This window comes from Streptococcus infantis, assembly GCF_047463635.1.
Taxonomy (GTDB): Bacteria; Bacillota; Bacilli; order Lactobacillales; family Streptococcaceae; genus Streptococcus; species Streptococcus infantis_W.
Genome location: NZ_JASHDL010000018.1, coordinates 25,001 through 40,496 on the forward strand (window position 1 = coordinate 25,001; position 15,496 = coordinate 40,496).

The 15,496-nt window shown below is 39.5% G+C and carries 6 protein-coding genes; all 6 read left to right on the forward strand.

The genetic code is table 11. The features are described 5' to 3' along the window. Positions 1-47 precede the first annotated feature (47 nt). Positions 48-983: an HPr(Ser) kinase/phosphatase gene (hprK, locus tag QM867_RS09095; protein WP_075231805.1), complete on the forward strand. Its 936-nt coding sequence runs from the start codon at positions 48-50 to the stop codon at positions 981-983. Beyond that, positions 976-1,764, forward strand: coding sequence for a prolipoprotein diacylglyceryl transferase (gene lgt / locus QM867_RS09100; protein WP_075231806.1), 789 nt, complete (start codon positions 976-978; stop codon positions 1,762-1,764). The genes hprK and lgt overlap by 8 nt, the downstream gene beginning before the upstream one ends. A 1-nt stretch (position 1,765) precedes the next feature. Then, a complete protein-coding gene (locus tag QM867_RS09105) occupies positions 1,766-2,149 on the forward strand; it encodes a DUF948 domain-containing protein (protein ID WP_414315613.1) in 384 nt (127 codons plus the stop codon). A 15-nt stretch (positions 2,150-2,164) separates the two neighbouring features. Next, entirely contained in the window at positions 2,165-2,560 is a 396-nt protein-coding gene (locus tag QM867_RS09110; protein ID WP_414273648.1) for a YtxH domain-containing protein, read from the forward strand. Positions 2,561-3,025: 465 nt separating this feature from the next. Further along, complete coding sequence (locus tag QM867_RS09115) at positions 3,026-8,977, forward strand: YSIRK-type signal peptide-containing protein (protein ID WP_414315614.1); 5,952 nt, start codon at positions 3,026-3,028, stop codon at positions 8,975-8,977. 518 nt (positions 8,978-9,495) lie between these two features. Beyond that, a partial coding sequence (locus tag QM867_RS09120; protein ID WP_414315615.1) for a YSIRK-type signal peptide-containing protein occupies positions 9,496-15,496 on the forward strand: 6,001 nt, incomplete at its 3' end.

A 15,496-nucleotide genomic window follows, 5' to 3' on the forward strand; every position in this document is an offset into this window, starting at 1 on the left:
TACAATTTGATATAATAGAGGGAAGAACTTGATTGAAGGAGAAAATTATGTCGGTTTTAGTCAAAGAAGTGATTGATAAGCTCAGACTAGACATTGTCTATGGTGAGACTGAATTACTTGAAAAGAAAATCAATACTGCGGATATTACGCGACCAGGGCTTGAAATGACGGGGTATTTTGACTACTATACTCCAGAGCGGATTCAACTTTTGGGAATGAAAGAGTGGTCTTATCTGATTAGTATGTCTTCTCATAATCGCTACCAGGTTTTGAAAAAGATGTTTCAACCAGAAACACCTGCAGTTATTGTTGCGCGTGGTTTAGTAGTTCCAGAGGAAATGCTAAAGGCTGCTAGAGAATGTAAAATCGCTATTTTAACGAGTCGTACAGCAACAAGTCGTCTGTCTGGAGAATTGTCAAGTTACCTAGATTCTCGTTTGGCTGAGCGTGAAAGTGTACATGGTGTCTTGATGGATATCTATGGTATGGGTGTGTTAATTCAGGGCGACAGTGGTATTGGTAAGAGTGAGACAGGTCTAGAACTTGTGAAACGAGGACACCGTTTGGTGGCTGATGACCGTGTAGATATCTTTGCTAAGGATGAAATGACTCTCTGGGGTGAACCAGCTGAAATCTTGAAGCATTTACTTGAGATTCGTGGTGTTGGTATTATAGATGTGATGAGTCTTTATGGTGCCAGTGCAGTTAAGGATTCTTCACAAGTTCAGTTGGCTGTCTATCTAGAAAATTATGACACGCAAAAGACTTTTGATCGTCTAGGCAATAATGCTGAGGAATTGGAGATTTCTGGAGTAGCTATTCCACGTATCCGCATTCCTGTAAAAACAGGACGTAATATTTCTGTCGTTATCGAAGCAGCAGCGATGAATTATCGTGCTAAGGAAATGGGCTTTGATGCTACTCGACTATTTGAAGAAAGATTGACAAATCTGATTGCAAAGAACGAGGTGAAAAATGATTGATCCAATCGCTTTTCAAATTGGTCCTTTAGCTGTTAGATGGTATGCACTCTGCATCGTTTCAGGTCTTGTTTTAGCGGTATATCTTGCCAGTAAAGAAGCGCCTAAAAAGAAGATTTTATCTGATGATATTTTGGACTTCATCTTAATTGCCTTTCCTTTGTCAATCATTGGAGCTAGACTCTACTATGTTATTTTTAGATTTGATTATTATAGCCAACATCTGGGAGAGATTTTTGCTATTTGGAATGGTGGTCTTGCTATATACGGTGGTTTAATTACTGGCGCGATTGTTCTCTATATCTTTGCTGATCGCAAATTAATCAATACTTGGGATTTCTTAGATATTGCAGCTCCGAGCGTCATGATTGCTCAGAGTCTAGGGCGTTGGGGAAACTTCTTTAACCAAGAAGCTTATGGAGCAGTCGTTGACAATCTAGACTATTTACCTGGTTTTATTAAGAATCAGATGTATATTGATGGCTCATACCGCCAACCAACCTTCTTATACGAGTCTATCTGGAATCTGATCGGTTTTGCCTTGATTGTCATTTTTAGACGCCGATTAAAGAGTATCCGTCGTGGTCATATCACTGCCTTTTATCTAATTTGGTACGGATTTGGACGTATGATTATTGAGGGCATGCGTACAGATAGTCTCATGTTCTTTGGGCTTCGAGTATCTCAATGGTTGTCTGCCCTATTGATTGGCCTTGGTATTTATATCATCTTTTATCAAAATCGGAAAAAAGCACCATTTTATAATGTAAAAAAGGAGAATTAAAATGTTAGAAGCGGCTTATATTATTGTGGCGATTGCCTTGGTTGTATTTTTAGTTTATTTGATTATTACCCTTCAAAAAGTTGGTCGTGTAATCGATGAAACTGAAAAAACTGTTAAAACTTTAAGATCAGATGTAGATGTAACTCTTTATCAAACAAATGAATTGCTTACAAAAGTCAACGTTCTTGTTGATGATATCAATGTCAAAGTTGCTACAATTGATCCCCTCTTTACAGCTGTTGCAGACCTCTCTGTTTCAGTTTCTGACCTAAATGAACAAGCACGTGTTTTGAGTAAAAAGGCATCATCTGCTGGTTCAAAAACCTTGAAGACTGGCGCAGGCTTGTCAGCTATTCGAGTTGCAAGTAAATTTTTCAAAAAATAAAAAAGGAGTAAGCTAATGGGTAAACTATCATCTATCTTTCTAGGAACTGTTTCAGGTGTTGCTGCAGCCTTGTTTTTAACAAGTGATAAAGGTAAGCAAGTGAGAAGCCATGCACAAGAATTTTTAGAAGATCTAAAAGAAGATCCTGAGTATGCTAAAGAGCAGGTTTGTGAAAAATTAACGGATGTCAAAGAACAAACCAAAGAATTTGTTCTTAAAACAAAAGAGCAGATTGAATCTGGGGAAATTACTCTTGACACTGTTCTTGATAAAGCAAAATATCATGCTCAACAAGCGACTGAAGCTTCAAAAGAAACCTTGAATCATTTTAAATCACAACTGGAAGAGAAAATAGTTGTGGAAGAAAAAGAAAATGGTCAAGAAATTGTCATCGAGCTTCAAGAAAATTAACATAGAATCACCATTTCTTGGTTTTCTAGAAAATCAAGAATGGTGATTTTTTTCTTTTAATGAACTCTTTGTGATATAATGGCAGTATAGAAAGTGCAATATTTAGATTTCTTTCTTAATTTACTGAAATTTTAACAGCAAGTTATTGATCTTCATATGGACGGGGAAATGTACCTAGGTGATAAAATAGAAAAAGATAACCTTGTACTTTTTTACAGAGTTTTTTGGAAGTCTAAAATTAGCGGTTCTGTCCGTAACCTAAATAACCCGCCTGATGAACTGGGTGACTGGGTTTAGCTATTACAACAAATAGTTATTTAAAGATTGAAAGGATTTAAAATGTGATGTATTAAAGTAGAGTAAAGTTCCCAAATTTTAGGAGAAACAAAAATTATGATTTTGTTAACAGAAGATGTTAACGTTTTCTATATTAAGTATGAAAAATAGTTAAAAGGATTGGATAACATGAAAGATATCTTTAATAAACGCCAACGTTTTTCGATTCGGAAGTTTTCTGTTGGAGCGGCATCTGTACTAATAGGGGTTGCCTTGTTTGCTCCAACTCAAGGAGTTTTGGCTTCTACGGAAAATAATGATAAATCAGGGATAGAAGTTAATTCTGAGATTGACAATTCACTGCCGACTGTGGAGATCAAAGAAGAAGTTCAAAGTATCTCAGAACATCGAAACAATGCTTCTTCTGAGATAGATGCTAAAGAGATTTCAACAGTAGCTACAAAAGAGACAGTTCTAGATACTTCCGGTGGTAAGGAAAATATCAATTCGACGGCAACTACTTTGGTGGCTGGTGAAGACAGATCAAGTGCTCCAGAGGTTAGAGCAGCATCAAATCCTACTGAGATTAAAAAATATGAATTGACTGAGGAAGATGCTAAAAAAATCAAAGCAGGAATAATCGGTTCAGAAGGTGATCAACTTGATAGTTTATTAGTTAATGGTCCCAAGTTAAATCCAGAAGGTTATACAGATGATGATTACTTGAAGGATAAAGAAGAGCTTTATATTTATGAAAAAAATGGGAAAAAGTATGTAGGTTATAATAGTCATCCGCTACTAGAGGATACTGATGGTGATGGTATTATTGACAGTGACGAAAAGTCAGATGAAAAATTAAAATGGAATGTAAGTGAACGTGATATGATTATGTTCATGGAATTGTCCTACCGTGACGATAAGTACATTGACAGAGTACTGGATCATAAGACACCTTTAACAGAAGCAGAGTTATACAAAAAGAAAGGTGAAAGTAAACCACGCTATGAATATATGATGATGAATAGGGAATTGGGACCTTATTGGAAAAGAAAGAAAAGTTATCATACATCCAGTGGACTTGATGCTGTATTATTTGAGACTAAGAGCGATTTCTTATATTTACCAAATGGAACTGCCCAGGTACTAGCATTTCGTGGAACTAGTGATTCTAAAGACATAGGTGCTGATATAACACTTGGAACAGGTGGTAACCCTAAACAAGCTAAAGAAGCAGAAGAAATTATGCGTGAATTAGCTAAGGATAAGAGTATCACCAACCTTTATCTAACAGGACATTCTCTGGGAGGATATTTAGTACAACGGGCAATGGTTGAAGCCTATCAGTTGGCGTATTCTGACAGCAGAGTCATGTCTACTAAAGAACAGCTGGCTTATAGAAACTTTTATAATAATGTATTAAAAAAAGGAACAACATTTAATGCCCCAAAAGTTGTGACAAGTTTGGTTTCTGGTCGTGAATTTTGGCAGAAAGGTTTAGATAGCAAAAAAATAGCTAAGTTAGGGAAATTGACTCATTATATTGTTGATAATGATTCGACGATAAGAAAAGGTGTCAGCAATGATAGTGATGTTATTATAAATGTTGGGGATACAAAAGGAGGGCATAGTTCCCGTTCTTATTTTGAAGCCGATATGATTAATAGACGACCAGAGTTTATTTCTGGGAAACGAATTTCCTTAGATGGGATAGGTTTTCAAAATCCTAAGATTACTACAGCTAAGTCTTTAGAAAAAGTTGGAGAAACTACTGTATATAGTAAACGCGGAGATGACATCATTAAGTCAACAACTGTTAGTATTAAGGATCCTGATACAGGAAATATTACTAAGAATACAACTGATGAAATCTTCAAGAAAGATGGTGCCAAGGACAAAGTAGAAACAATAGAAATCCCACCATCTAAGAAATACGTAAAAGATGATACACGCGAAAAAGGACAAGCTAATGTTGAAGTACCTGGTAAAACTGGGAAACAGACGGTAACAACAACTTATAGTGTAAATCCTAAAACTGGAGATCTTATTGAACATGTAGGACAACCAGTAGTTAAGCAACCGGCAATAGAAACAGTTGTTAAAGTCGCAGCCAAGGATGAAGTAGAATACATTAAAAGAGGAGCCGACGTTGTTAAGAAGACAACAAGCTACACAGTAAACTCAAAAACTGGCAGTCTTACTTCGACTGAGAAGGAAGAAGTAGTCAATAGAGGGGGCGCGAAGGATATAGTTGAGTATAATTCAGTTGAACCCAAAACAGTTTATTTAAAAGATGAGAACAGTCCAAAAGGTACTGATACTGTTCAATTTTCAGGGAAATCAGGACAAACTAAAGTCACCACAACATATAGAGTAAATCCAGTAAATGGAACCCTAACTCCATCAAAAGGCAAACCAGAAGTCGTAACTCTAACAATAGCTAGAGTTGTAAAAGTGGGAGCGAAGGATAAAGTAGTAGAAACGCTAATTGAACCTGAAGTTGAGTATGTTAAAGATGTTGAAAAAAACTTCGGTACACCAGATCAGCGTATTGAGGGTAAAAAAGGTAAAACGGTTACTACAACCACTTACGATGTAGATCCAAACGACGGTCATATCACAGAACACGTTGGCAACCCAGTCGTCACCCCAGCAGGTAAGACAATTGTTAAAGTTGGTGCGAAAACTAAGGTTGAACAATCTAAAGATTCTGAAGGTCGCGATGTGATTGATACCACTACCTATGAAGTTAATCCCAAAACAGGTAAGGTAACTCCAACAACAGTTCGAACTTATGGGAAAACGAAAGCACCAACAGTTGATAAGAGAGTAGTACCGTCTCCAGTAGTTTATGAAAAAGATGATACGAAAGAAAAAGGTACAACTCCAACTACTGTTAAAGGTCAAGATGGTGAAGACACTATCACAACAACTTATACTGTGGATCCTAATACTGGAAAGATTATAGCAAGTGAAGGTAAACCAGTTCGTACGAAAGCACCAACGAATACTATTATTAAAGTCGCAGCTAAAGATAAAGTAGAAACAACAGAAATCCCATCACCTAAGAAATATGTAAAAGATGATACACGTGATAAAGATCAACCAAATGTGGAAGAAGCAGGTCAAGCAGGTTCAAGCACTACCACAACAACATATAGTGTTGATCCTACTACAGGCGTTATTACAGAAAGAGTAGGGAAACCAGTAGTAGTAAATCCAACAGAAACAATTGTCAAGGTCGCAGCGAAGGACAAAGTAGTAGAAACCTCGATTGAACCAGAGGTTGAGTATGTCAGAGCTGGTGAACGAGAAGTTGGCACACCTGATGACCGCGTTGAAGGAGATAAAGGTAAAACAGTTACTACAACCACTTACGATGTAGATTCAAACGACGGTCATATCACAGAACACGTTGGTACCCCAGTCGTCACCCCAGCAGGTAAGACAGTCGTTAAAGTAGGTGCTAAAACTAAGGTTGAACAATCTAAAGATTCTGAAGGTCGTGATGTGATTGATACCACTACCTATGCAGTTGATCCAAAAACAGGTAAGGTAACTCCAACAACAGTTCGAACTTATGGAACAACGAAAGAACCGACAGTCGAAAAGAAAGTAGTGCCATCCCCAGTCGTTTATGAAAAAGATGATACGAAAGAAAAAGGTACAGCCCCAACTACTGTTAAAGGTGAAGATGGTGAAGACACTATCACAACCATTTACACTGTGGATCCTAATACTGGAAAGATTACAGCAAGTGAAGGTAAACCAGTTCGTACGAAAGAACCAACGAATACTATTGTTAGAGTTCCAGCTAAGGACAAAGTAGAAACAACAGAAATCCCATCACCTAAGAAATATGTAAAAGATGATACACGTGATAAAGATCAACCAAATGTGGAAGAAGTAGGTCAAGCAGGTTCAAGCACTACCACAACAACATATAGTGTTGATCCTACTACAGGCGCTATTACAGAAAGAGTAGGGAAACCAGTAGTAGTAAATCCAACAGAAACAATTGTCAAGGTCGCAGCGAAGGACAAAGTAGTAGAAACCTCGATTGAACCAGAGGTTGAGTATGTCAGAGCTGGTGAACGAGAAGTTGGCACACCTGATGACCGCGTTGAAGGAGCTAAAGGTAAAATAGTTACTACAACCACTTACGATGTAGATTCACACGACGGTCATATTACAGAACACGTTGGTAATCCAGGCGTCACCCCAGCAGGTAAAACAATTGTTAAAGTTGGTGCGAAAACTAAGGTTGAACAATCTAAAGATTCTGAAGGTCGTGATGTGATTGATACCACTACCTATGAAGTTAATCCAAAAACAGGTAAGGTAACTCCAACAACAGTTCGAACTTATGGGAAAACGAAAGCACCAACGGTTGAGAAGAGAGTAGTACCATCACCTGTTGTCTATGAAAAAGATGATACGAAAGAAAAAGGTACAGCCCCAACTACTGTTAAAGGTGAAGATGGCGAAGACACTATCACAACCATTTACACTGTGGATCCTAATACTGGGAAGATTACAGCAAGTGAAGGTCAACTAGTTCGTACGAAAGAACCAACTAATACTATTGTTAAAGTTGCAGCGAAGGACAAAGTAGAAACAACCGAAATCCCATCACCTAAGAAATATGTAAAAGATGATACGCGCGAAAAAGGCCAAGACAATGTAGAAGAAGCAGGCCAAGCAGGTTCAAGCACTACCACAACAACATATAGTGTTGATCCTACTACAGGCGTTATTACAGAAAGAGTAGGGAAACCAGTAGTAGTAAATCCAACAGAAACAATTGTCAAAGTTCCAGCCAAAGACAAAGTAGAAACAACAGTAATCCCATCACCTAAGAAATACGTAAAAGATGATACGCGCGACAAAGGCCAAGACAACGTAGAAGAAGCAGGTCAAGTAGGTTCAAGCACTACCACAACAACATATAGTGTTGATCCTACTACAGGCGCTATTACAGAAACAGTAGGAAAACCAGTAGTAGTAAATCCAACAGAAACAATTGTCAAAGTCGCATCGAAGGATAGAGTAGTAGAAACACCAATTGAACCAGAAGTTGAGTATGTTAGAGATGGTGAACGAGATGTTGACACACCTAATGAACGCGTTGAAGGAGCTAAAGGTAAAACAGTTACTACAACCACTTACGATGTAGATTCAAACGATGGTCATATCACAGAACACGTTGGCAACCCAGTCGTCACCCCAGCAGGTAAGACAATTGTTAAAGTTGGTGCGAAAACTAAGGTTGAACAATCTAAAGATTCTGAAGGTCATGATGTGATTGATACCACTACCTATGAAGTTGATCCAAAAACAGGTAAGGTAACTCCAACAACCGTTCGAACTTATGGGAAAACGAAAGAACCAAAAGTAGAGTTAGAACAGGATCCTAAGACAGGTGATGTTACAGTGACACCGAAGAAGCCAGATGGGTCAACATATCCACCAGGAACTAAGGTAGAAATCTCAGGTAAAGATGGTAATCCAATCGTCGTTACAATCGATGAAGATGGTAAAGGTAAAGTACCAAACAGTGATCTACCAAACGTAGAAAAAACAGGTACAGGTAAGATTACTGAACCAGGTAAATCATCTGTGGAAGTTCCTAAGGTAACAACTTTTGAAAACGATGCATTATCGGGTTCAATTGCATTGCCAGAGCTAATGATTGAGGTTCGATGGATTGATGAAGACGGAAATGTATTGAAACCATCCGTTAAGACAGGTAATGAAAAGGATGCTGAACATGGATCAATTCCAGTATATGAATTTGTACGAACTGTGATTGATGAAAATGAACCAGTAATTACTCACATTTTCAGAAAAGTAAGTGGAAATACAAATCCAAATACAATTCCAGTCACTCCAGTCACACCTGATACTAAAGGAAATTCTGGCCAAGATACACATACACCAACAACTCCAATTCCAGATGCAGTTACTCCGAATGCTAATCACGGATCCATTACAACTACTATTGATAAGGAATTTAAGTCAAATGATTCTCAAAATGTATTGCCAAGACTTGGAACAGAGTCAAGTATGATTCTTGCATCTTTAGGGCTCCTTGGTATGCTAAGTAGCCTTGGACTTGCGTTTGGAAAGAAAAAAGAAGACTAAAATAAGCATTTCGTTAAAGTTTGAACTACTCACTGTTAAGTGAACGATGAAATAATAAAAGATCAAACAACAACCTTGTTCCTCATTTGAAGAAGTACAAGGTCGTTGTTTTATTCTTGAAAAAGGGAGACATCAGTATTCGTACCAACCCCCTCTCAAAATATTGTATGTCTTTAATCCTAGTGCTCAGTTTTGAAATGTTCCCAAAAGTTCTCAATCGGTGAGCGATTAGTACACTTTCTAATCTAATATATAGAGAATGTCATCAGAAAGGAGAATCTTTCTGTTTTATTTAAACAAACTGTATATTAATGTGTTATAAACGTTCGCATATGTTTGCGCTTTATTCGAGAGGTTGAATGGCTTTATGCTTGTTTAAATCAATGTAAAATGGTATAATTTGCCTGAAATAGCTATGATGTGTTAAGAGATGGTCATCATAGTAATTTTTATTGTATTATTCCCCAGAGGGAATATTGCTTCTCAATTTGATTTTGTCTTTAATATAAGGAGGAACGATGGAAAAAAAATCAAATTCACTAAGTAGAGTAAAGCGTCGACAACAGGAAAAAGTCTTACGCTTCTCTATTCGTAAGTATAGCTTCGGTGCGGCTTCAGTTGCTGTTGCAGCGCTGATGTTTTTGGGTGCGCGTGTCGTTAGTGCGGATAGCGTAACACCTGTCGACAAACCTCATGTAGAGGCTTTAACTCAAGATACTAGTCCGCTAGCATCGCAAGATAAGGAAGAGCCTGTTAGTTCTGTAAAAGTGGATACAGCTGTTGCAAGTCAGCTTGTGGCACAGATCAAAGACCAGCTCCACGTCAAGGAAGCTGCGAATACAGATCTTTTGGTTACTGCTAAGGAAGAACTTGTTAAGGCTGAACAGACTCTCGCTGATTCAAAAGTGAGTCAAGAAGAAGTGGACGCTTTAGTAGCTCGCTTGACCAATGTTTTGGACCAGCTACGAGCAGTGGAAGTATCTCAAGGCAAAGAAGATAAAAATGGTGAAAGTACACAGGAAGCAACTCCGGAAATCAAGCCAGAAGTAGCGAAGCCAACTCCAGAAATTTCAGCTAAGTCTGAGGAAACTTCAGAAAATACTAATGCTGAGCAACTGGAAAAAGCTAAAGCTAGTCTCAAAGTATCTATTGATCGTTTGGAGCAGGCTATCGCCCAAACACCTGAGAATGACTTGACACGTGAAATCTTGGAAAAAGCTATCGCCCAAGTTGCAGTAGCCAAGTCTGCATTTGGTGGTGTAGAAGTTAGCCTTCGTGATGTTGAGGATATGAATCGTGTCATCAAACGTAACGAAAGCTCTGTTATGATTGCACGTAATCGTTTGACTTCTGGGCGTAATGACGTCCGTAATGGCGCAGCTATCCCAGTTGGGACAACGCTTCGCGCTGATGCGGGGGCAACCTATGACAATGCTGTTGGGCTCTACTTCACAAAGGAAGGAGATGGCTCAGGTTATCCAGCTGGTACCATGCTCTTTAGAGACCGTAACCAAAATACTGCGGATAAACAAAGAGTTAAGGATGTCAAGGATGTCGTTAAGGTTGATGTCACTAAAAACGGAGATACATACGATTGGGTCATTGAGTTTGAAGGTAATCCTGAAAACCACCAAAATGCCCATGCTTGGTTTACCATTCCAACTGGTCATACCTTGGTAGACGACGGTTCGGCATCATTTGGTAGTTACTGGGGTGGTTCTGGTGGAAAACGACGTATTGAAACTCAAGGAAGATTACCACGAAACTTATACGACATCTTTAAAGATCAGGTTAGCTCTACGTCTAAGGATGTTAACATTGGTACCCCTGGTGGAGCTATCGAGCAGGCTTGGGGCAAAGCCGCCACTACCGATGCTTTCTGGAAAGGTGCTGATGGAGAGATTAAAACATTTGAAGAAATCATTTCAAAACCTGATACACTCTATTTTAATCGTACAGGTGGTGCCCGTACGACAACGGAGAAGGATGTTCTGGTATCAGATTATTTGAAGGATTGGTTGATCCAGCATACGCAAAGAGTTTATCATTTTGATATTGATTATCGTGGTAGAACTAAGGATAGTGCATCAAACTATATCTTTCGTTTCAAAACCAAGGCTGCTGAGGGGACTCCACTCATGTATGCAGCAGGGATGCGCTCCTATGAGTTCAGCACCCACCGAAATGATATGCAATGGTATGGTTTGCCATCTCCTAAGGTGACGGGGGCTGATCAAACTATCGAAAAAGGTAAGGAAATTCGACTTGAATTTACAACTAAAGATAATCTAGCAGGATTTTCACTTGGTGATCCAAAACTAGGTTATAATCCAGCTGATTCTATCAAGTTAGTGGATAGTAAGCTGGAACTTAAAGATCAAAAAGTTGAAGTTCAAAAAGTGAGTGATTATGAGCACAAGCTTATTATCACAGGTCGTGTTGCTTCAGATCCTGGCGACTATAAGGTCAAGGTCAAGTCTGTCAATAACGTTGGACAAAGTGCGGAGTTTACATCAACTGTCAAGGTTACACAATCTATTACACCAACATTAGAGTTGAATCAAGATCCTAAGACAGGTGACGTTACAGTAACACCGAAGAAACCAGATGGCTCAACATACCCACCAGAAACTAAGGTAGAAATCCCAGGTAAAGGTGACAAGCCAATCCCAGTCACAATCGGTAAAGACGGTAAAGGTAAAGTACCTAATAGTGATTTACCTGAAGGTAATGTCCCAGGTATAGGTAAGATTACAGAACCAGGTCAACCAACTGTTGAAGTTCCTGATGTAACAACTCCAGCTAAGATAACACCACGTGATACAACTCCACCAAAGATTTACTGGCTTAAAGACGATGGCAGTCGACAAGAGTTAGGCTACACTCATGCGGCCGGTCAAAATGTTGTTATTCCACTCTATCGTGGTGATGCAGTGAACACACGTCTCATCACAATTGATGATAGTGGTAAAGTGACGGACTTCAGATTGGAAAACCTCCAAAGTGGCTTTAGCTTTACACCTGTCAATGGAACAGCAACAGAAGAATCGCCATTAGGACAAAATGTAACAGGAAAAGTTGGTCTAGAAGTTAAGAAAGGGAAGTATACTGCCCGTGCAATTTCAACAGACGGAACTAACAGCACAACAGGATACTTTGTTTTTGAAATACATGAACAAGCAGAAAAGTACCCACTAGAAGGTAAAACAGAGACTGTTACAGTTGGAGATTCACTAAAGACATGGAATGGACGTGTAGATTCTAACCAATACACAGAAGCACCAAAAGGACGTGGAGTTGGAGTAGAATGGGGATGGAAAGGAGAAGCGCCAAAAGTTGTCCAAGATACAGCAGGTGTCTTCAAATACACAGCCACAGCAACCCATCCAGATAAATCAGTAGCTGAATCTAATCCGCAAGTAACTATTATTGTTAAACCAAAAGCTCCGACGATTGAAACAGATTTGACTGGTAAAGCAGAAGTTCCTAACACGGAAGTTGTAGTAAATGTTCATGAGGGGGTAAAAGATGGCTCTACTGTAACGCTTTATTCTCCGGAAGGACGTGCCATTGGTACAGGTACTGTGACAAATGGAAAAGCGAAAATCACAGGAACAATTCCAGTAGGGAATATTACAGCTAAAACAACTGTTCAAACGCCAGGACAGCCTAATGTTGAGTCAGAACTAAGCCCAATTAAGGTAGCAACCAAAATCGCTGAAACTGAAAAACCAGGTAAGATTGAAATCACACGTAAACCAAATGGTGATGCAGTTGTAACGCCTAAGAAACCAGATGGAAAACCATACCTACCAGGAACTAAGGTAGAAATTCCAAGTAAAGATAAAGATGGAAACCCAACTACAATCACAGTAACAGTTGGCGACAACGGTTCAGGTGAAGTGCCAAATGACAACCTTCCTAAGAAAGATGTCCCAGGTACAGGAACAGTAACAGAACCTAATAAGAAACCATCACAACCAGTAGATGTAACAACACCAGCTCGTAAGACACCAACAATAGAGTTGGATAAAGATCCTAAGACAGGTGACGTTACAGTAACACCGCAGAGACCAGGAGGAGGAACATATCCACCAGGAACTAAGGTAGAAATCCCAGGTGAAGATGGGCCAATCACTGTTGAAATCGGTCAAGATGGTAAAGGTAAAGTACCAAATGACAAACTTCCTAAGAAAGATGTCCCAGGTACAGGTAAGATTACAGAACCAGGTAAACCAGCAGTGGAAGTTCCTAATGTAACAACTCCAGCTAAGGTAACACCAGAAACACCAACAACTGAAACACCAAGTGAGATTGAAATCACACGTAAACCAAATGGTGATGCAGTTGTAACGCCTAAGAAACCAGATGGAAAACCATACCTACCAGGAACTAAGGTAGAAATTCCAAGTAAAGATAAAGATGGAAACCCAACTACAATCACAGTAACGGTTGGCGACAACGGTTCAGGTGAAGTGCCAAATGACAACCTTCCTAAGAAAGATGTCCCAGGTACAGGAACAGTAACAGAACCTAATAAGAAACCATCACAACCAGTAGATGTAACAACACCAGCTCGTAAGACACCAACAATAGAGTTGGATAAAGATCCTAAGACAGGTGACGTTACAGTAACACCGCAGAGACCAGGAGGAGGAACATATCCACCAGGAACTAAGGTAGAAATCCCAGGTGAAGATGGGCCAATCACTGTTGAAATCGGTCAAGATGGTAAAGGTAAAGTACCAAATGACAAACTTCCTAAGAAAGATGTCCCAGGTACAGGTAAGATTACAGAACCAGGTAAACCAGCAGTGGAAGTTCCTAATGTAACAACTCCAGCTAAGGTAACACCAGAAACACCAGAAACTGAAAAACCAGGTAAGATTGAAATTACTCAACAACCAAATGGAAATGCGATTGTAACACCGAAGAAACCAGATGGCTCAACATACCCACCAAAAACTACGGTAGAAATTCCAGGTGAAAATGGAACAACAATCACAGTCACAATTGGCGACAATGGTTCAGGTGAAGTGCCAAATGATAACCTTCCTAAGACAAATGTTCCAGGTACAGGTAAAGTAACAGAACCTAATAAGAAACCATCACAACCAGTGGATGTAACAACACCAGCTCGTAAGATACCAACAATAGAGTTGAAACCAGATCCTAAGACAGGTGACGTTACAGTAACACCGCAGAGACCAGGAGGAGGAACATATCCACCAGGAACTAAGGTAGAAATCCCAGGTGAAAATGGTCCAATCACTGTTGAAATCGGTCAAGATGGTAAAGGTAAAGTACCAAATGACAAACTTCCTAAGAAAGATGTTCCAGGTACAGGTAAGATTACAGAACCAGGTAAACCAGCTGTGGAAGTTCCTAATGTAACAACTCCAGCTAAGGTAACACCAGAAACACCAGAAACTGAAAAACCAGGTAAGATTGAAATTACTCAACAACCAAATGGAAATGCGATTGTAACACCTAAGAAACCAGATGGCTCAACATACCCATCAAAAACTAAGGTAGAAATTCCAGGTGAAAATGGAACAACAATCACAGTCACAATTGGCGACAATGGCTCAGGTGAAGTACCAAATGACAAGCTTCCTAAGAAAGATGTCCCAGGTACAGGAACAGTAACCGAACCTAATAAAAAACCATCACAACCAGTAGATGTAACAACACCAGCTCAAAAGACACCAACACTAGATGTTGAACAAGATCCTAAGACAGGTGAGGTTACAGTAACACCTAAGAAACCAGATGGCTCAACATATCCACCAGGAACTACGGTAGAAATCCCAGGTGAAGATGGTCCAATCACTGTTGAAATCGGTCAAGACGGTAAAGGTAAAGTACCAAATGACAAACTTCCTAAGAAAGATGTCCCAGGTACAGGTAAGATTACAGAACCAGGTAAACCAGCAGTGGAAGTTCCAGTAGAAACTCCAGCTAAGGTAACACCAAATACCCCAACAACTGAAACACCAAGTGAGATTGAAATCACACGCAAACCAAATGGTGATGCAGTAGTAACGCCTAAGAAACCAGATGGCTCAACATATCCACCAGGAACTACGGTAGAAATCCCAGGTGAAGATGGTCCAATCACTGTTGAAATCGGTCAAGACGGTAAAGGTAAAGTACCAAATGACAAACTTCCTAAGAAAGATGTCCCAGGTAAAGGAACAGTAACCGAACCGAACAAGAAACCATCACAACCAGTAGATGTAACAACACCAGCTCAAAAGACACCAACAGTAGATGTTGAACAAGATCCTAAGACAGGTGACGTTACAGTAACACCGCAGAGACCAGGAGGAGGAACATATCCACCAGGAACTACGGTAGAAATTCCAGGTGAAGATGGCACACCAATCACAGTTGAAATCGGTCAAGATGGTAAAGGTAAAGTACCAAATGACAAGCTTCCTAAGAAAGATGTCCCAGGTACAGGTAAGATTACAGAACCAGGTAAACCAGCAGTGGAAGTTCCAGTAGAAACTCCAG

What these genes read in the sequence shown, in the direction of transcription:
- QM867_RS09105 (WP_414315613.1), top strand. Translation starts at nt 1,766, where the DNA reads ATGTTAGAAGCGGCTTATATTATTGTGGCGATTGCCTTGGTTGTATTT.
- hprK (WP_075231805.1), top strand. Translation starts at nt 48, where the DNA reads ATGTCGGTTTTAGTCAAAGAAGTGATTGATAAGCTCAGACTAGACATT.
- QM867_RS09110 (WP_414273648.1), top strand. Translation starts at nt 2,165, where the DNA reads ATGGGTAAACTATCATCTATCTTTCTAGGAACTGTTTCAGGTGTTGCT.
- QM867_RS09115 (WP_414315614.1), top strand. Translation starts at nt 3,026, where the DNA reads ATGAAAGATATCTTTAATAAACGCCAACGTTTTTCGATTCGGAAGTTT.
- lgt (WP_075231806.1), top strand. Translation starts at nt 976, where the DNA reads ATGATTGATCCAATCGCTTTTCAAATTGGTCCTTTAGCTGTTAGATGG.